Annotated in this window: 17 protein-coding genes; 3 read left to right on the top strand and 14 right to left on the bottom strand. The window is 33.1% G+C overall.

Annotated elements, in window-relative coordinates; all coding sequences use genetic code 11:
• Nucleotides 1–649: 649 nt before the first annotated feature.
• Nucleotides 650–1,159, top strand: a complete 510-nt coding sequence (locus JQC67_RS18915) for a nuclear transport factor 2 family protein (protein ID WP_203254463.1) — start codon at nucleotides 650–652, stop codon at nucleotides 1,157–1,159.
• 27 nt (nucleotides 1,160–1,186) lie between these two features.
• Here the strand turns inward: JQC67_RS18915 and JQC67_RS18910 are convergent, their stop codons facing one another.
• The 5 genes from JQC67_RS18910 to JQC67_RS18890 form a co-directional block, all read right to left on the bottom strand.
• Nucleotides 1,187–2,089, bottom strand: a complete 903-nt coding sequence (locus tag JQC67_RS18910; protein ID WP_203254462.1) for a sugar phosphate isomerase/epimerase family protein — start codon at nucleotides 2,087–2,089, stop codon at nucleotides 1,187–1,189.
• Nucleotides 2,090–2,274: 185 nt separating this feature from the next.
• Nucleotides 2,275–4,746 (bottom strand): TonB-dependent receptor domain-containing protein, encoded by a 2,472-nt coding sequence (locus tag JQC67_RS18905; protein WP_203254461.1) that lies wholly within the window; start codon nucleotides 4,744–4,746, stop codon nucleotides 2,275–2,277.
• An 88-nt stretch (nucleotides 4,747–4,834) separates the two neighbouring features.
• Nucleotides 4,835–5,656, bottom strand: a complete 822-nt coding sequence (locus JQC67_RS18900) for a helix-turn-helix domain-containing protein (protein ID WP_203254460.1) — start codon at nucleotides 5,654–5,656, stop codon at nucleotides 4,835–4,837.
• Between the two features lie 109 nt (nucleotides 5,657–5,765).
• Nucleotides 5,766–6,833, bottom strand: a complete 1,068-nt coding sequence (locus tag JQC67_RS18895; protein ID WP_203254459.1) for a VOC family protein — start codon at nucleotides 6,831–6,833, stop codon at nucleotides 5,766–5,768.
• A 268-nt stretch (nucleotides 6,834–7,101) separates the two neighbouring features.
• Nucleotides 7,102–8,352: a hypothetical protein gene (locus tag JQC67_RS18890; protein ID WP_203254458.1), complete on the bottom strand. Its 1,251-nt coding sequence runs from the start codon at nucleotides 8,350–8,352 to the stop codon at nucleotides 7,102–7,104.
• 263 nt (nucleotides 8,353–8,615) lie between these two features.
• On the opposite strand from JQC67_RS18890, the gene JQC67_RS18885 reads away from it, so the two are divergent.
• Nucleotides 8,616–10,775, top strand: a complete 2,160-nt coding sequence (locus JQC67_RS18885) for a hypothetical protein (RefSeq protein ID WP_203254457.1) — start codon at nucleotides 8,616–8,618, stop codon at nucleotides 10,773–10,775.
• A gap of 33 nt (nucleotides 10,776–10,808) precedes the next feature.
• Here the strand turns inward: JQC67_RS18885 and JQC67_RS18880 are convergent, their stop codons facing one another.
• Together JQC67_RS18880 and JQC67_RS18875 are read right to left on the bottom strand one after the other, a co-directional pair.
• Nucleotides 10,809–12,482, bottom strand: a complete 1,674-nt coding sequence (locus JQC67_RS18880; protein ID WP_203254456.1) for a hypothetical protein — start codon at nucleotides 12,480–12,482, stop codon at nucleotides 10,809–10,811.
• A 129-nt stretch (nucleotides 12,483–12,611) separates the two neighbouring features.
• Nucleotides 12,612–13,157: an ASCH domain-containing protein gene (locus JQC67_RS18875; protein ID WP_203254455.1), complete on the bottom strand. Its 546-nt coding sequence runs from the start codon at nucleotides 13,155–13,157 to the stop codon at nucleotides 12,612–12,614.
• 164 nt (nucleotides 13,158–13,321) lie between these two features.
• On the opposite strand from JQC67_RS18875, the gene JQC67_RS18870 reads away from it, so the two are divergent.
• Nucleotides 13,322–14,509, top strand: a complete 1,188-nt coding sequence (locus tag JQC67_RS18870; RefSeq protein ID WP_203254454.1) for a hypothetical protein — start codon at nucleotides 13,322–13,324, stop codon at nucleotides 14,507–14,509.
• A 28-nt stretch (nucleotides 14,510–14,537) separates the two neighbouring features.
• On the opposite strand, the gene JQC67_RS18865 is transcribed toward JQC67_RS18870, so the two are convergent.
• The 7 genes from JQC67_RS18865 to JQC67_RS18835 form a co-directional block, all read right to left on the bottom strand.
• Entirely contained in the window at nucleotides 14,538–15,275 is a 738-nt protein-coding gene (locus JQC67_RS18865; protein ID WP_203254453.1) for a DUF6090 family protein, read from the bottom strand.
• A 177-nt stretch (nucleotides 15,276–15,452) separates the two neighbouring features.
• Entirely contained in the window at nucleotides 15,453–16,019 is a 567-nt protein-coding gene (locus JQC67_RS18860; protein WP_203254452.1) for a DinB family protein, read from the bottom strand.
• A gap of 52 nt (nucleotides 16,020–16,071) precedes the next feature.
• Nucleotides 16,072–16,608, bottom strand: a complete 537-nt coding sequence (locus JQC67_RS18855) for a Crp/Fnr family transcriptional regulator (RefSeq protein WP_203254451.1) — start codon at nucleotides 16,606–16,608, stop codon at nucleotides 16,072–16,074.
• 293 nt (nucleotides 16,609–16,901) lie between these two features.
• On the bottom strand, nucleotides 16,902–17,087 hold the full coding sequence (locus tag JQC67_RS18850; RefSeq protein ID WP_203254450.1) for a hypothetical protein: 186 nt from the start codon (nucleotides 17,085–17,087) through the stop codon (nucleotides 16,902–16,904).
• 1 nt (nucleotide 17,088) lies between these two features.
• Complete coding sequence (locus JQC67_RS18845; RefSeq protein ID WP_203254449.1) at nucleotides 17,089–17,529, bottom strand: MoaF-related domain-containing protein; 441 nt, start codon at nucleotides 17,527–17,529, stop codon at nucleotides 17,089–17,091.
• A gap of 11 nt (nucleotides 17,530–17,540) precedes the next feature.
• Nucleotides 17,541–18,416, bottom strand: coding sequence for a nuclear transport factor 2 family protein (locus JQC67_RS18840; RefSeq protein ID WP_238934921.1), 876 nt, complete (start codon nucleotides 18,414–18,416; stop codon nucleotides 17,541–17,543).
• Nucleotides 18,417–18,508: 92 nt separating this feature from the next.
• A complete protein-coding gene (locus JQC67_RS18835) occupies nucleotides 18,509–19,390 on the bottom strand; it encodes an AraC family transcriptional regulator (RefSeq protein ID WP_203254448.1) in 882 nt (293 codons plus the stop codon).
• Nucleotides 19,391–19,479: the final 89 nt, after the last annotated feature.

Here is a 19,479-nt window from a genome sequence, read left to right as displayed (position 1 = left end):
AGCAAAGCGCTATTGCTTACACCATTTTTTATACCAACACAAAGCTGGCAGCATTTAATTTGACTGATTTTTTTTTATTCCTTACTATTAATTGGTGCTACTTTTTTCTATATGTTCTATGTGATTGATATTTAGTTATTTAACTTGATGTTTTTATAGCTGTTTTATTTCTACAAAAGTTCATTGTATAATTTGGTAATCCATTCTCCATTTTTACCATTTTCAATAATTTTAAGCCCTTTTCGTAAAGTATTTTTGAATTTATAGAAAAGCATTAAAGGGCTACTTTAATTAATAAAGCAAGCCTCGGCTATCGGCAAGGTTTTAACAAAACATAAGTGTGTCGTCGCGTTTCATTCTTATTTGGAATGTCGCCTAATTAATTGATTTGGAATTACGTATGATGTTTACTGAACAAACCTTACGAAAGGGACATAAAACTGTTTCAGAAATAGCTTATGATTTTAGTTTCAATTCACTCCAAAATGTAATTTAATAATTGGGTGTTGTAGATTTTGTGACAGGTTTTGGAACAAATCTTACATCAAAACTTTTAGCAAGCTTTTAGTTTTACATTATTGTTTTAGCACGGTATGAGAATTGAATCTCATGTTGCTATAAACAGCTACTAATCACTAAAACATATAGTATGAAAACTAAAATGACGCTTATATTATTTACTGTTTGTTCATTTTTTATTACAGGTTGTAATGATGATGACGAAGTGCAACCGCAACCTACTGTTCAAGTAGATCTTATACAAACTGAATTTCCTGAAGCCAAACAAGAAGTTATTGAAACTTGGAATGCAATTGAACAAAGCCTTAGAGATGGCGATATGGACAAGTTAATTGCCTTTCATGGCTATAGTACAAAGTTTACCGAATTTAAAAATGGTGAAGCAGTTAATGATGCAGCAGCTAACGAAGCTTATGAGCGGGGAGCTTTTGGTGCAGTTACTGAAGTTGTGAAATTTGATGCAATAAATTTAAAAGTTGCTGTCTATGGTGATGTTGCTAATTTGACTTTTCAGTCTGATTTTCATTTAAAGTTTGGAGAAGACCTAGTTGTAATTAATGAACAAACTACTCTATTATTTGTACGAACAGACGGTGGATGGAAAATAGTGCACGAACATCATTCGCCTTGGAATCAATAATGTATTTAGTTTTGATTGCTATACTATTTAAAGTTTTTCATACGCTGCTCTAAAATCAGCAAACATAGAGGTTACAATTTGTTTTGGGTCGCCGTCAGTTAAGCTTTCGAAAGAAATGTAACCTGTATAGTTTGCATCTTTCAAAATGCGAGCTATCTTTTGCATATTAACAGGTTCCGCAATTCCATTTACATAAACTAATTCTTTTATAAACCAGTAATTTGCGTAGGGTGCTAATTTCTGTATTTCTTCGTACGGATTTCCTTTTCGTAAACTACCAATATCTAAAATTAATCCGAACCATTCTGAATTTACTCTTTTTAAAATATCGATAACCTCATCTGCTTCAAACAAGAAATCGTTGTGATGTTGCATGCCTGCAATAACACCTGTTTCTTCAGCATATGTAGCACACTTTTGAAAGTCTGATACCATCCATTTTTTAACTTCGTCTCTTGAATAACCTTCGTGCTCTCCTTTCCCTGGAAAAATGCGCATAATTGAAGCTCCAAGTTTTGATGATACTTGCAACCAATTTTTTATCAACTCAGCATCAGATTCTCGTACAGTTTTATCTGGATTTACAAAGTTATTTCTAACACCTGTCCATGAAATATTTAACCCTAATTCTAATGCTTTCTTCTTTAGTTGAAACAGAGTTTTATCATCAGGTATTTTAGGAAAATTGGTAAAATAATAGCCTGTTATGTCCACTGCATTCAAACCCAGAGTGGAGGCAAACTCCATCATATCAAAAAATGTCATTTCTCCGCTTTTAAGCAAAGAATTGAATGTATATGCATTGACACTATATTGCAATCTAGACGAGGCTGAGGTTGTATTTAATGGACTTGCAAAAAGGTTTCGAGAACTCAATAAAATAGGAGCAAGTGCTAGGCTGCGCAGTACATTTCTTCTTTTCTTATCCATATTTAAAATCAAATTTTGGCTGTTAGGCAAATCATGATTGCTAACAAATCATCTTTAATATTGTTTCAAGTCTGAAGATAAGATATTTAGAAAAACAAATGTGTTTCTAAGTTAGGGTGATTTCTAACTTTGGATTGTATTAAAAATATAATTAACGGTCATAATTTAATTTATAGCTATGCGCATTAAAATTCGCGTTTACCGAATTCGCTATCAATAAACTTAGATTGGTTTTTACCATTCTTGAAAGTGTAGGATACGTTTAGCATAACCATGTCTACTTCATACACATAGTTAGTTGTAGTATAAAACTCGTTTGGGCGGTAGGTTGTAATGCGTTGCTCATTGGTGGCTAGTAAGCCCATATCAATGTTCTGCCATTGCAACGTGGCCGTTAATCGATCTTTTAAAAACGATTTTTGAAAAGTTAAGTTTGGTGAATAAAATCTTGAATCTTCACCTTGAGCGGTTATTCTTTCTGATAAATAATTAAAGGTAAATTGTAGTGATGCGTTTTCCCAAAAATTATAAGTCGAGTTCAAATTTACGGAGTATACAGTTGCGTCAGTAGCTATTGGTTTGTTGTCAAATGAACCGTCTATTTTATAACTATATAGATTAGCTCCGATAAAATTAGACCAATTTTTAGTAGGTTTTAGTTGTGTGCCTATTTCTAAGCCAAGGGCCTTTGCAGTGCCAACATTTGAATAAATTCGATTTAAAATAGTGTCGTTGTAAATTGTGTTTACACGATTTACCACATTTTTTACATTCCTGTAATACGCTGTTGCAAAAAGTGAATTTCCACCCTTTAAGTTTTCGGTGATTCCCAATTCAATTAAATCTATAAATTCAGGTTTTAAAGTAGGATCACCTTGTTCTAATGTTTCAGAATGTTCTCTTTCAGGAAAAGGATTCATTTTAAAAGTAGTTGTGCGTTCAACACGTTTGCTATATGAAGCCTTTAGTTTTGTGCGTTCACTTAACGCATATTGTAGTGAAGCTGATGGATATAATTTTGTAAAATCATAAGTGTAGGTCGTGTCTATTGTATTGGCTTTATCACGCAAGTCTAAGGTTCGGTTTGTAAGTTCTAATCGCGCTCCGGCAGCATAATTCCATTTATCACTTTTGCCTGTCAATTGTGTGTAGGCCGAATTAATTGTTCGATTTAAATCTACTTCACTTGAAAAATCTGGAACCAATGCAAAGTCAGCATTATAATCAGTTCGTCGTTGGTAAACAAAATCGCCGGTATGATTTAAATTTCGATACTGATAACCTGCTTCTAGGGTTCCGAATTTAAAAGGCTTAAAAGCATAATCAACTTGTAGGCGCAATCCGTTTAAGGGGTTGTCATTGGTATTGTATTCATCTTGATACACAATTGAATTGTCAGGATGACCTAGATTTTGATTCACCGTTGGTCCACCTAAAAGCGTATACTCATATAAAAATGAAGTTGATAGTGTTGATTTGTTTTTAAAGAGATGCGTATAATCAAAACTACCTAAGGCAAAATCACTGGTACGTATTCTTAAATTATGATTGTAATAGCTAAAGGTTCTAAATCTATTTTCATTTTCAACTGGGGTACGTGCATGATTGTCATAATAAACAATATCCGCTAAACGATCCTTACTACGTTTGCCTGCAAAAAAGCCCAATGAAAAGGTGTTAGTTGTATCTGGCGTGAAATCTACGGTTAGCCTTCCGTTGTAGTTGACTTCATCAAAACTACGCTCGCCTGATGAAGGAAACTGGGTTAGTATATCATTGATAATTGTAAATACATCACCTTCACGTCTTCCACCTAAATCATTCCTTTGATAATTTGCTCCGAAGGAGATATTCCATTTATCATTTCGAATGTTATACGTTGCATCAATGCCGTAACGTTGGTGAAATTTATCATTGTCATATGTTTCAATTGATGGTAACCCACCTTTTAAATTTAATTGACCGTAGGCACCATCGGTTGCGCCCTTTTTTGTAATAATATTTAGAATACCTGCTTTTCCTTCAGGGTCATATTTAGCAGAAGGGGCTGTAATTACTTCAACACGTTCAATAGCATTTGCTGGTAATTGTGCAATCAATGCGCTGGCATTACCTTGTGTGGGTTTTCCGTTAAGTAATACCATAAAACCTGTACTACCTCTTACGCTAATTTCACCTTGCGCATCAATACTTACTGAAGGTAAATTTCGTATCACATCTACACCCGTTCCTCCTTTGGCATTTTTAAATTTTTGAGCGTCAAAAACTTGACGGTCTATTTTATTAATCACCGTAGCACGTTCGCCTTGTACAACAACTTCATTTAGCTGATTGCCCAATATTAATTGAATGTTTTCTAGCTGTTTTACATTTTTTGAATTGGTGATGCTAATATTTTTTATAGTTTTTATGTCATAACCAATAAAAGATGCTTCGATGTAATATGTGCCATTTTCGATATTTTCAATTCGAAAAATACCGTCAATGTCAGTAATAACACCGGTTACTAATGAACCATCTGACTGCTTAAATAGTGCAGCAGTCGCATATTCAAGCGGGATATTTTGCTCGTCTATAATTTTGCCCTGAATTTGAGCAGTAGCGCTCGTTAGCGATACAATTAAAAAGAAGAATACTATAAATGTACCTTTTGCCATTCGTTTGTTGTAGGTTGATTTAATAGCACAAGGTATTATTAGGATATTTCCTTTTATGGTCTATTTTACAAATAAATGGTACTATTTATTAGGATGAAGTCTTACGGAATTGTAACGGAGTTAATTTGGTATGACGTTTAAAAAATTTGGTGAAATTTGAATTGTCATTGAAGTTTAGATCATACGCAATGTTACTTATATTTTTAGATGTATATAACAATTGACGTTTAATTTCTTGTATCAAATGTTCTGTAATTACTGTTGAAGCAGTTTTGTGAAATGTTTTTTGGCAGACTGCATTTAAATTTTGCGCTGAGGTATTTAATTTACGAGCATAAAAATCTACGTTGTTATTAAGTTCTTCAGATAGTAATTGTATAAAACCTTGTTCTAACGAATTGTTTTTTTCTTTTGAACTACTTGAGTGTGAAATTACTTTTGAGAGTAATGCTTTTAAACAACCTTCTATTACTTCTTGATTGATTATTTGTGCTTTCATTTCAAGGTGTAAAGCTTTAAAAAGAATGTCAATGACCTTGTCATTTTTGTCAATAGCTATTTCTTGTAGGGCTTTTAGTTCAATCAATTGCATATGAATTGATTTGTCAAGTATGTTATCTAAAAACGATTCTTTAATTATTATTACATAGCCTTCAGGAAGCGAATCTATACTCCAATGATGTACTTGGTTTTTATGAATAAGAAATACAATTGGTGGTTTAATTTCAAGTGGATTTAAATCTAAAAAATGAAAGCCACTACCCTGTGTGAAATATGCAATTTCAAGATATTTATTGTGCTTGTGCGGTTTGGTATATCTTTTAGTGATGTCAAAGGGCTCAATCTTTATATCATTAAAAGTTGGAATTTTATTGTAAACAGGTATGTCTTCATTTGCATCGCTACCCATAAATTTTCGCTTGATAGAACTTCTTTAAACAACTAAAATACGCTAACTTTTTTAAGGAGAATTTATTCTTACTTATATGAAATACTCATGTGCATTCTGCATATTAATTTTAGTCAAAACTTTTAACCCGTTTTAGCGCCATTGCTTTAATCATCCAATTGGGTACAGCTTTTAACGGACTTCTCTTTTTTAGATTAATATGTAACCCCAATTGTTTAATTAACGGAACTTTATGAGTTTCTACAAATTCAATTAAGGTTCCATCGCAATCTTCAATATAGCCCCAGTGACCATTTGCATCACCCATGTCAAATGACTCAGCACTCAATACTTTAAAAGGAAATCCTTTGGCTTTACATTCTTTTGTCAGGGCTTTCATATTTCTGATGTCAAAGCACAGATGAATAAAACCGATATCGCCCCAGTACCTATCTTTAAAAATTTTCTTTGGCTTGTTATCTAAACATTGTATCAACTCAATTTGACTTTTGCCAAACAATTTACTGAAGCCGCCAACTCTTTCTTTTTCATGTGTTAAAAGAACTCTACGGAATTTGCTTTTTCCATTTGGCAATCCATCAATGTCGTTAAAAATGTCGGTTTTATCATATATCACTTGGTCATAGCCTAAAATATCAGCATATAGTTTCATTGATTTCGCAATATCTGTAACGCCAATAGAACATCCGAAAATGCCACCCAAATCATTTCCATCATCTGCATACCATGAATCATATTCTTTTATTTTTAGCATGTTGCCAAACGGATCTTTTAAGTAAAAACTTTTCTCAAAATTTGGTTCATTTTTAATATCAGTTAGAATGTTTTCACCAAGGTTTTTTAATTTTTGATATGTAGCTTCTATGTTTCTTGTTTTTATAAACGCGCAATTAACCCCCAAATCTCCTAGTTGAATATTGGTTTTAGAATGTGCAGGTTTTCTATCAAGGTATTGCCATATTTCATAACCGCTGCCACCTTGCATATTCATTGCCAGAATCGCTCTTTTTTTATGTGGATTTCCACCCATATAGGGCGCCATATACGTGGCAGTATTACTGTCATCAAAAACTGGAACATCAGCCCCTAAACGAGTTGCATACCACTCAAATGCCTTATCAGCATTTTCAACTCCAACTCCAATTTGTTGAATGCCGTATATCAATTTGTTTTCCATATTATGTTTTGATTATAAGGATTTTATTATATTCAACAACGTGTTGAAATTGGTGTATAGGGGAGTGAAAAGGGATAAACTTTGAAGTTCGAGCTGCGCTAAAAAGGTGTATTTTGTTTTTATCTTTTTCTATTTAAAAGTCTTCTGAAATCTTAGGATAAAAATTGGTTGTGTTTGCAAATGTTGCAATTTAAAAATTAACGTCTTGAAGCATTCACAGGTTTGCATAAACTTTAGTTCGAATAGATTTTTTTAAGCAAAACTAATTTCACTTGTTTGTAATTACTTCATCATCATTTATTTTTATTATACCGGGAAATGTCAAATTAATATCTCCTTTGTATTGTAGGCTATTATATATGTTTAAAATATTCCTATCAAATTTACCTTGATGAATTATGTTATTTTGACGCTTTATTGTAACAGGCTTGTCCAAATCTAACATGTCATCATTAATTAGTAATTCTAGTGTTTCACTGTAATTTTCAATTATATTAATTTCATTTAAACTAGAATTGTATTCAGCTGAAATTACGCCACCAGTTTTGGTATGATTTTTTGGTGTTTTAATCCAATAAATGCTAGAATGATGTCTGTCGTCTTGTTTCCAAACAACTTTTTGCGGAATAGGGTTTCGCTTGTAATTTATCATCCACGGAAATGCTACGGCATCCTGTAATTTCATCCAATGTTCTAACCCTTCGTGTAATTCAACTTGGTGTATATAGCCGTCATTATCGGTCTGTTGTAAACTATCTAGTTGTGTGCCCCATTGCTGAGCAATACCATTTCTGTTGTATGCCTTATCTAAGGCTCCCATATGTAGTGCAAAAGGTAAATTTCGAAGTCCTAAAGGTGAAGTTTCATTAGGGTGTCCGGCCATCATTGAAGCTGCCGCCCAACGATCTGCTATTCGTGGAGCCAATTGATAAACACCATCACCGCCTGCCGAATAACCTAGAAGATAAACCTTATTCGGATTTACATTTAGTTTGATAACTGCCATTTGAATTAAGATGTTAAAAAAATCATCAATATGATTTTCATGCCATAAGTTCCATGTATTGGTCGGAGCTCTTGCAGCAAGGTATACCCCTTCAAGTGAATCCATCGTTTTATCGTACAAGTGTTTTTGATTCTCATACTGTTTATCATTTAAAGCGGCTGGTGCATTGCCACCTCCGTGCATCGAAATAAATAAATTTCGTCCGTCAGCAGGTTCTTTGCCAAAGATTTGAAAATAAAAAGGCATTTGATGAGTATCATAATTTATCAATCGATTTTCCCATTGTTTATCATAGGTATCTGTTATCCTTGACTTTTTATCTGCTACTAAAAGGGCCGTAGCTAGCTTTGCTTCTTGTTTAGTCAAAGCTTTTTTAGAAAAAGTTAAACTGTCTAAAGGTAACCTGCTAGCATAATCAACCTTTAACCAATTTTTTAAATCAGAGATTTGGGCATTACTGGTTAAATTAATTAGTAAAAATAAAACAGACAGTGTGATTGTTTTTAAGTGCATAGTCATGATTTAACAGTTGCTAATTGTGTTGTAGTTCCTTAAATACTATTTAATGATTATTCCCCAATTCCACGCATAAGGTAAATAAACGCAATTGTCTTACGACGACCTTTAGTCAAACCTATAATTAGTATTTATTTTTATATATAGTTAGCAGCTGTTGTTTTTATAATATTTTATTTCCGTTAGAGTTCAGTTAAGCTAGTTATTAATTTCTTTGCTACTGTAATTTCGACTAATTTACGAGGTATTAATTATCTTTTATGAAACCATTGAAGCGCATCACCCAATTACTATTTGGAATATTCTTTTTTGTAATACTAGGGTTTTTAAATTTTAGTTGTACAGCTATTCATCCTAAGCCCGAATTGTACATTGTGGCCAACCAAAATAATGATTTATTAAAAGTATTATCAAAGACTGAACTTGTCTATACCGTTTTTGAGGATGTACACACCGCCATGAATGAGATTCCGGAGCATGGTAAATTAATGGTACTTGCTCAGCAATATCCCGAAGAAAAAACAGTACTTCCATCTGATTTTTATCAAAAAGCAACAACAAAAAAGCTGAAAGTATATGTAGAGTTTCCTGAGTATTTGAATGCTGAAGAATCTGGTAAAATCTTCGCAACAAAAAAGGAGCGACTTGTGGTTACATCTGAGGCATTTGGGCAGCATTTACCTGAAATGAGTATTTTAGATGCGGGTCTATTTTCATATGTTTCATTATCTGACAGAGCGTCACTTTTACAAGGAGCGAAAGTAGCAGGATTTAAATCAGCAGTTTATGGGTTGAACAAAACCGAGCATTTTCCTGTTCTATTTGAACAAGATAATATACTTGTTGCCACAACTAAATTGAGCAATATTATTCAGGGGCGATATTCGCCAATTAAAGAATGGAATGTTGTTATTGGGCATGTACTTTCATATTTAATCGACGATTTTGATGCCACTACTGTACAATGGGATCCGATGGTTAAACCGACTTATTCAAAAGAACAAAAGCTGCCTGAGAATGCATATCAACTTGCTATTGATCGAGGTGGCCAATGGTATGAAAAAGGGCGATTTTTAATACATCCTGACTGGAAGAACGATTGGGAAGCTATTGATACTTTGGCACTGCCAGTTGGGCCACCGATGAACCTTAATCGACCTTCAGGTGACGGTTCTTTAGGGGTTATGGAAGGGCATTATTCATATATAAACCCTGACGGAAGCCAACCGTACCGTTATTGGTTAAGAGCCGACTGTGTTGCAGAAACAGCAATGACCATGGCCATGGCAAATACGGTTCAAGAACGTAAAGGCAATGTACATACGGCTGAAAATTTAATGGATTTTCTTTTTAACACTGATACATTTAAAACTGAGGACAGTAAAAATCCGGATCGAGCATCATACGGACTTATCGGATGGGCTGATACTAATCCACACAAATATTATGGTGATGATAATGCCCGGGTAATTTTAGGAGGACTTTTGGCAGCAGAAGTACTTGATAATAAGAAATGGGATGCATCACTAAAAAAGCTAATTCTTGCAAATTTTCGGACTACTGGTAAAACTGGATTTCGGGGTAATGCTTTGAATGGAATAAAAATGGAGCCCGAAGGTTGGCGAACTTTAAATAATGGTGAATTGATTAATCCTGCACCGCATTATGAATCATGGTTGTGGGCAACTTATATTTGGTTGTACGATAAAACAGGATATAAGCCCTTGTTGGATAAAGCTAAAAGGGCAATAGCAAGTACAATGGCTGCTTATCCAAATAAATGGATTTGGACGAATGGCTTGCAACAAGAAAGGTCTCGAATGATTTTGCCTTTGGCGTGGTTGGTGCGTGTTGAAAATACGCAACAACATCAAAAATGGTTAAAGTTGCTTTGCGATGATTTATTAGAATTTCAGGTGAGCTCTGGTGCACTTCGTGAAGTGCTTGGTAATCAGCAACAAGGCAAATATGGTGCGTCAAAAAGTAATGAAGCATACGGTACTTCTGAAGCACCGGTTATTTTTTCAAATGGTGACCCAGTTGCAGATATGTTATACACCAGCAATTTTGCACTTTTCTCATTAAATGAAGCAGCGCAGGTAACACAAGATGTAAGTTACTTAGAAGCTGTAGACAAACTTTCTGATTTTTTAGTGCGCATTCAAAGTACGTCTTCTGGTAGGGCCGATTTAGATGGTGCATGGTTTCGTGCCTTTGATTATGAGAATTGGGAATATTATGGATCCAACGCAGATCATGGCTGGGGTGCATGGGGTACGCTAACGGGATGGACGCAAAGTTTTATTACTACAACCTTGGCTTTAAAGTTAGAGAACACGAGTTATTGGGATAAAACAAAAAATTCAAGTGTGGGATCTGATTTTAATCAGTTGAAAAAGACCATGCTTCCCGGGCTTTAAAACAATGATTTCGAGCTATATATTTTAGTTTGCTTACTGTTCTGTATTTTTCTTTTTCAATAGAAATTGATGCACTCCTTTTGTTAATGAAAGCGGAACTCCATCGCTTAGCTGTTGGTTCGTGAAAATTTGTTGATTCTTGGTTGTATAATTGGTTAGGTCATAATTCCTGCCTTTTTCTACAGTAAACCACTCCGGAAATTGATTGATTCTAGGCCAATCAAAAGGCATATTCATAATTGTTTTATGTCTGGGCGTATCAAACTTTAAAATGCCGGTCCAGTCTTTATCTAAAGTAAGACTAATAAGTAAATCATCTTCTTTTAATACAGCACCTATTTGAAGATCAGAACGCCATGGATAAGCTGTAACCCCTTGGGTTTTCCAAAGACAGTACATTATAGTGGTTCTAGCGAAATTTCCATCTCCGTGCCATCCTTCAATTACACCTGATGAACGCCATTGTTCTGTGTTTTTTCTAAGACTTGTGTCTTGCAAAGACCACATTACTTGGGTTTCACTATCAATCCAAGCAGCAGTAGATGCAATCGGTTCTCTAGCATATAAATTTAAAGCACCTTCAATAGCATCTGCATAACCATCTGAAGAACCATCTTCCCAGTCATTATTTCTGTACTTTTCATTTAATATTTCCAATGCTTTTAACGTAGCTGTTCGATATGCTTCTACACTGTCTATCTGATACACAGAATAAAACGCGTTGAATGTATATCCGAAATTATCAGCAACGCGAGATTTTGTTACATCGCCAGTTTGTGGATTAATGGCATCATAAAAAAGGCCATCTTCATTTCTTCCGACTTCAAGAATGCGATCAAGCATTGCATAGATTTGCGGCTGATACGTTTCTTTTTTTTCGTTTGCTGCGTAACTTATTGTGACATAAAGTTCACAAAGTCCGGATACCACCTCACAACCATGATCACGTAATCTGAGTTCTGCAAAATCTTTGGTTGGATGATGATTTCCTAATAGATAGTAATCACCTAAACGTATGGCCCAATCAAGATATTTTTGTTCGCCTGTCATCCAATATACCCGAGAGAGTACTTGTAGCATTTCACCATTTAATTCTACATTGGTAGAAACGATATTTCCGTAATCGGTTTCCACTTCTGCATGCTTCCACATATCCTCTAAAATGCCAATCATTCTTTCAGACCATGGACTTTCACCTAGCCATTCGGTAAGTGGTAAAAGTCCATCTTTGATGTATTCAGAAGATCCAAATAAAATACTTTTTAAATCAACTTCAGGCGAATCAAAACCTTTTTTACTAAATGAATATGTGTCTGGCAATCTGTCAATACGTGAAGTTAAGCGCGTTTCGTTTTTTAGCATTTCAGTCATTCGCCCATCAAAAAGTGCTTGATCCGTAATCGCCGCTGTTAAAACCATAAATGGATAATTATCTGCTGCAGCATCCTTTGCATTCCAAATGTCTGTGCTCTCGTTTAAATTTCTTGGGATGAGACCAGTAGTTGAATCGGCATGAACTAGCCAATCTTTCACAAAACGTCTACACCGTTCTAAGCCTACATTAACTAATATACCATTGGCTTGCGCTTGTTTTAAAGCTTTTTGTTGATTGGGAGTTGGCTCATGAGTATTATCAGAAGATTGATTACAAGACAGCAAAAAAACACTGGTTAATATTAGAATTAAATACAGTTGCAGCGTTTTCATTGGTTGATTTTTAGTTTAAAACATAAGATTGATAGTTTGGCTATCGCGAATTTATCAATAGGGGGCGATTATAAAAATACGTAAACCTTTCTGTTTTTTCTTAAGCTGCTATTGTGTGATTTTTTGATGTTAGTGTTTTTTTGGCCAAATGGTTTCAAACTGTTCGAGAACTAGAAGCATTTCTTCAGTTGGTACTTCACCGTTTTCTTTCATTACACTCTCAAAATAATCCCAATGCGCTTTTTTCCATTTTTTAAGAGGATCGATAGTTGTTCCCATATCTAGTTCAGCATGATTTTTTGATACTTGATTAAACGGAATTGTATCTATTTTTTTAATCTCAATAATCGCCATTGCTTTTCCTGAAAAATTGGTGACAATGTGTTTTGTACCAACGGTTGGTAAATCAGCATTTGCTTCTTCATACCAAGTATATAAACCAGAAGTCGTCGCTTTCTTTTTACCGCTTAAGGTTAAATTTGCCAACCGATTTGCATCTTCTTCGTTATCATGAAAAAACCAAGATTCTGGAAGTTCATCTTTTTTGAATTCGGCATTTGATGAGGTAAAATTACTCCACATTTCATAAACAGATTCGTCAATTCCGTTTTCAGTTTTTGTTTCGCTCTTACAGCTAAAAACGATTAAAATCAGGCTGACTATTATATATTTCATAGTTTATTTTAGGTATGGAATTGTGATTTCCGTTACTAATTTAGCAATTACAAAACGAATTGAATATTGAAGAACCCAAACGCTTTAAGGTTTAAGTTTTTGAAAACAATCAATTACTTTTTGACGGTAAAGTTTGATTAATTTAGTTGCCAACAAACTGCACTATGAAACTTAAAAAAATTACATTCCCTTTACTGTCATTTTTTTGCCTTTTACTTTCTGTATTTGACACATACTCGCAAACCACCAAAACGCCTGAACTTTATTTAGAACCTATTTTTAAAGTTAACTATGGCGACGCAACAGCCGATAAACCGCAATCAAAATCTTGGACCAATAAACACGGGCAATGGTTATTAGTAGGTGATGAAGATGGTCCTAAATTATTGAAAAAAGATATTTCTGGATGGGCGAGTCAAACATCAATTAATCAAGCATTGCAAGCATTACCGAGTAGGGCAGATGTTTTAATTAAAGGGGATGAGGCGCATATTGTTTTAGTTGATGATTGTGCCTTAACAGTTGTTCAATTAACTTATACTCATGATTTAAAACAGTATGAACATCAATCGAAGGTAAATCTCCCCATCCCCGAGAAGTGCAACACGATTGAAACAGCAACCATTACGCTTGATTCAAAAAATGAATTCTGGGTCTGTGCTGATATGAATGAAAGTATTATGGTCTGGCATTCGGTAAATGGTAAAGATTGGTCTAAACCGTTTGTCTTAGCAGCCGATATTAATAAAGACGATATCTCTTTAGTTGTGGGACTTAAAAACCAAATTTCAGTAATCTGGTCTAATCAAAACACAGCATCTATTGTTGAGCGGATCCATTATGATGGCGATGCTCCTCAGCAATGGTCGGCACCTGTAATTGTGCAACAGGGTGATAATAATGCCGATGATCATTTGAATGCTACAGTGTTTGAAAATGGAGAAATGGCTCTTGTTACCAAAAATAGTGTAGACAAAATGAATGCACCTCAATTTGTATTGCGTTTACGAAACGTTGAAGGCAAATGGACAAATATTCCTTATGAAAACCTTACGAAACAACGAAGTCCTAGTCGCCCTATAATTAATCATATTGTATCTGGTAAAATTTTTGAAATTCACTCCGTAAGAAATCGAGAGAATAATCAATATTTCATTTCTGTTAATGAAATAGTAAAGAAAAATAATGAATGGCAGTTTAAAGAACTGATGCAACTAAAAACAAAAATTAAAGGGAAAAACGGCGATGTCACTTCAAGTAAGGCTAGTTTTTTACCCCATCAGGCTAAACTCATATTTTTCTCTGATGATTTGGGCAATGTTTATTCATTTGACCTTGATACGCTGTTGTAGAGTTGTATGCTGTTTATTTAATTTTATATCAATTTACTTTTTTATTAATTAACTTAATAAGTTTTATTTTTTCTTGCTGAATGGTTGTTAGAAAACTGATCGACACTCTATTCGTTTGTCGTTTCAAAGTTAGTTTACCATTGAAATTATTAGCGAGGCGTACTTTATCAATTTCTTCAATCATTCGGTCAAATATGGGCCCAGTATTAATGACAGATAAACTACCTACAGGGTTAATTATTGTTGGATCACCTGATTTTCGATAGAAATCGATGAACTCACCAATGAATGAGAGGTATTCTTCTTGTAAACGATTTATCTTACCTAGCAATTCTAATATATCAGGATCAATTAAATCAATATTTCCAGTACTTACCAATGCATCGAAAGTTTGGGTATTAAAACCTCGTATACTTCCTATTCTTGGATCCCAATCATTTACCATTATTTTTACAACATCGTCTAAAGTTGCATCGTCATTTGTCAAAATATTTCGATGTTCTGATATTTTTAAACTGTCGCTAATATGATGCATAATAATCGCCTCTATTTCGATTGTGTCTTGTACAATGTCAACCATTAATGATTTTAAATAGGTTTGAGTTAGTTCCTGTCTTTTGATTTTTTGATTCGTAGTATTAATTGATAAAGCAATCAAAATACCAATAACTACAAGAACAATTTCACCAATGGCATATAGTAAATATTTGCTGAATTTATTTTCAGAGAGCATTTTTTGTCTTATTCTTCTAAAGAACTTAATCATAATTTTGAGTTATAAATTGGTGATGCCAATAGTGAGTTCTCTATGAATGTCTAGGCAGAAGGTCTATTTAAAACTTAATATTGCTTTGTTAAGCTACAAAATTTTATCATTGGTTGTTTGTTGGTGCTGATAGATAAGGGTTTGATTCACAATACCTAAACAAAAACTAATGATAAATTATATGCCTTGTAAACTACTAACTTTTCTAAATGTTTTTTCTGCTTGTTTAATATGTCTTTCGTTATGATATATTAGTACTCTAAAAGTATCTCCTAATTTTAATTTGATCAATTTTGAAATTGAAATAGCGGTTTTTGTTTTGTCAAGATTAACATTTTTTGCTGTATCAAGGAGCTCAATAATTTGATGTTGTTGTTTTATAAATTTTTCAAGCGTTTGAATATTTAATTTTGAGTTTAACGGGTTCATAGATTTAAAGGTTTTCATTTTATTTAAATCTTCACTATATGAAACCGATTTACTAAAATATTTACCTAGCCAATTACTTTTAAATATTTCTGAACTTTTATATGTAGTAGCTTGTATTCTATTTGTTATTTCAGGAATATAAAAATCTCCATACTTATTTAAATGTTCAATACATTCTAATACACTCCAACTTTCTGGATTTTGTTTCCAGTTTAAACCCTCTGTAGATTGGTTCTTTAAATTTTCAACGACATTTAAATTCTCAATAGTGATTACTCTTAAGTTTTGTAATAATTTTTTTGATGATAGTACCATTATTTTTTATTACAAATTTCAAGATTTATATACTTTAAAATCTTGATTGAAATTAAGATTTTTTAATTCTAGAAAGCGTTTCAGGAGTCATTCTTAAATATGAGGCAATATATTTATTTGGTATTTCTTGAAATAGTTGTGGACTTCTTTTTAAAACTCTATTGTACCGTTGAATAGGAGATGAAGTTAGAATATCTCTTTCTCTTTCCATTTGTTGTAGTACAAAATTCTCTAAAATATTAAGCCATATTTTTTTATTCACTTCTGATGATTCAATAAAGGATATATACTTTTTTTTATTGATGGCTTTCACCGTAGTTTTTTTTAATGCTTGAATATAGAAATCTGACGGTTGTTCATTTAGAAATGAATCTAATGATGCTATTAAATTGTTTTTATATCCAAACCGAATTGTATGTTCTTCGTTTTCATCAATTACAAAAATTCTTAAGCTTCCCTGTACAACTAAGTAGATATTAGTGTCAATACTTCCTTTTACTTTCAAATATTCATCGCGTGCTAATGTTATTTCACAATCCCAAAGATTTTCATGGTCTATTCTATTAATTAAATTTGAAATAGGATTCATAATAACGTGCCGATAAAGTAGTAAACCATTAGTTAATCTGTTAAATATATAATTTAATAAATACAAACCGAATAGTATCTCATATGTCAAGAGTCTAACATAGAGTTAAATTTTTTGATTTAAGTCTTACAAAGGCATTTCAATATAATCAATGTCGAGTTCGTTATATTCTATGTTGAAGATTTATGCGCTTATTTCTCGGATAGAAATATTCTTATTTAAAAACAATAACGGTTCAAGTTTTCACCAGAACCGTTATTGCATTTATAAATTGATGAAGGTCAAATTTCGCATTAAACTTGTTTAAGTTGCTTTTCTAGTCGCTCTGCTTTTTCCTTGTATTTCTGCATTGCTTTTTTTAACTGACCTACTTTTTTTATCAAGTCATCTTCTTGAATGGTTTGATAAGTTGTTACTCCATTCGTTTCCTTAATTTTTGATGAACTGCCACATGTTGGACAGGTTGCTACTGTGCTCATATTACTTCTTTATTAAATGGTCAATAACTCCTGTTAAAAAAACCGTTTTCAGTTTTCTATCAGGATTATTTTCATATCCTATAATTATAGAACTATGGACTACCATTTTGTCAAAATCAAAAACAATGGTCAAATAATCTTTAATCCCTGTTTCATGCCAATTAACTAGAAAAAGATTATCTCCAATTTTACGTGAACGATACTGAATGTCTTCATTTCCTCTTCCTTTTCCTGGGCCTACAATCCATTCATATTTGGCTTTTCCATTGTAGAAATCCATATGAATTGCTTTACCGTCTTGATATTGAAAATTTAACGAATATCCATCTAAAAAATGTTCTGCCGCTCCAAATTGAAATTTGTTTGTTTCTGATTTTTCGGTTTGGGCATAACTAACGCTAAATGTGATAAGGCTAATAAAAATAATTAGTTTCTGTTTCATTTTTGTTGCTTTTAAAAATTAAATTTTCCATTGCTGTTCTTTCTTTCTGACTCTGCTAAAATAGTTTCAATGGTATCCCAGTGTTCTGCTATTTTTCCATCTTCAATTCTAAATAAGTCGTAAAATGAGGTTGGCTTTCCGGCAAATGTGCCTTCGCTTATTGATAGTACAAAATTACCTTCTCCTAATACGATGTGATTTTTTTCAATTACCATTGTAATGCCTTGTTTGGCCATTTCTTCAAAAGCTTTTCCTAAACCAGATACTCCGTCACCAATCATAGTATTGTGTTGAACATAATTGTCACCCTTAAAATAGTTGTGCATTTTGTCAAATTCACCATTGATTAAAACCGTGTTAATGAAATCTTTTATTAAAGCTTTGTTTTGTTCCGTCTTATCTAAGTCAATAACTTTTGTAGCACCATCTGTTTGTGTTCTTCCACTTGGGTTTACAGTTGATAAATCAGAAAAATTATCCCAATGCTCTATGATTTGACCATTTTCGAATTTAAAAATGTCAAAACCTATTTTGGGGCCAAAGAAGTCATATTCAGTATGTGTAATGGCGTAATCTCCATCTTGAAATGAACGAACAACGTTTGCTTTAAAACCGCCTTCTGGGGCATGATGTAATACTTCACCAAAGCCTTCCAAGCCATCTGCCACAGCAAGATTATGTTGTTTGTAATTTGTTGGGTTAATGTATGCAATAGTCGACTTGTCGCCAGTTTCTAAACTTGTGATTAGGGCTACTGCTTTTTCTTTGTTTGAAACTGCTGTTTTTGTTTCCATTTTTTCTAATTGTTTTTTGTTGCTTTTTTTGTCTTGGGCATTGCATGATGTCATTAATAATACCAGCGCAATAGATGTACATATTTGTTTCATTTTCTTTGTTTTTATATTAGAGTACAAAGATGAAGCAATAGCAATCTTCAGAAAAGATGAAAACGAGACTTAAAATGGTTAAAGTTGAACCATTATCTCTTGGAAAGTGATTTTATGAAGGTTTTAGGGGTTAAACCTGTATTTTTTTTAAAATATTTGGTAAAGTTTGTTGGGTCGTCAAAACCCAATTTATAAGCTAATTCTGTACTGTTGGTTGTTGAATTTATTAAGTTTCTTTTTGCTTGAAGAATTACAAAATCGTCAATTACGTTTTTAGCGGTTTTGCTAACCAATTCTCTACAAATGGTATTCAAATGTTTATAGGTAATCGCAAGTTCTTTGGCATAAAAATTAGCACTTCTGCTTTGGGTTAAGTGTTGCTCTATAAGGGAAATAAATTTTTGATAAACTACCGCTTTTGAAGAATCTGAAATATGAAAGGTTAGTTTTTGTTTTAAATTTTCCGCCTTTGATATCAAAATAGTTAAAAGCGATTGTATAGTTTTATCATGATTAAAGGTATCTGGTGTATCATTTTCTTTCAGCAATAAATTAAAATATGTAGTAAAATCTGAATTATTTGGTATTTGGAGAATAGGGGAGAATAATTCTGGGTTAAAAATTCTAAAAACAAAGTCATCTGACAAATTAGAAAAACTATTTACAAAGTACGCTTCTGTAAATATGATGCAAAAGCCTTTTAACTCTTCTGAAAACTCAAAAGCATTGATTTGGTCTTTAGTAAGATAAACCAAACTATTTTTTTGCACAGGATACCAGTTAAAATCGATAAAATGCCTGCCTGAACCTTGCGTGAAAAATATTAAATTATAAAATTTAAGCTGATGTGGTAATTCAGGATTGTGTTCATGTTCATTTTTGCTCTTTGCAATTTCTTCAATCGGAACAATTTCAAAACCATGAGAATCTGTTGTTGCAGGGTTGAATGTTACATATGGAATGTCATTTGTCATTTTACATACATAGATTAATATATGAGTGGAAACTGTTTTATGTTTTATGCGTTACTAAGATTTAGTCGGATGCCCATTAGCTTCAAGGT

It is taken from the genome of Aurantibacter crassamenti (assembly GCF_016811105.1).
GTDB classification, from domain to species: domain Bacteria; phylum Bacteroidota; class Bacteroidia; order Flavobacteriales; family Flavobacteriaceae; genus Aurantibacter_A; species Aurantibacter_A crassamenti.
This window is presented reverse-complemented; position numbering and strand designations above follow the sequence as displayed.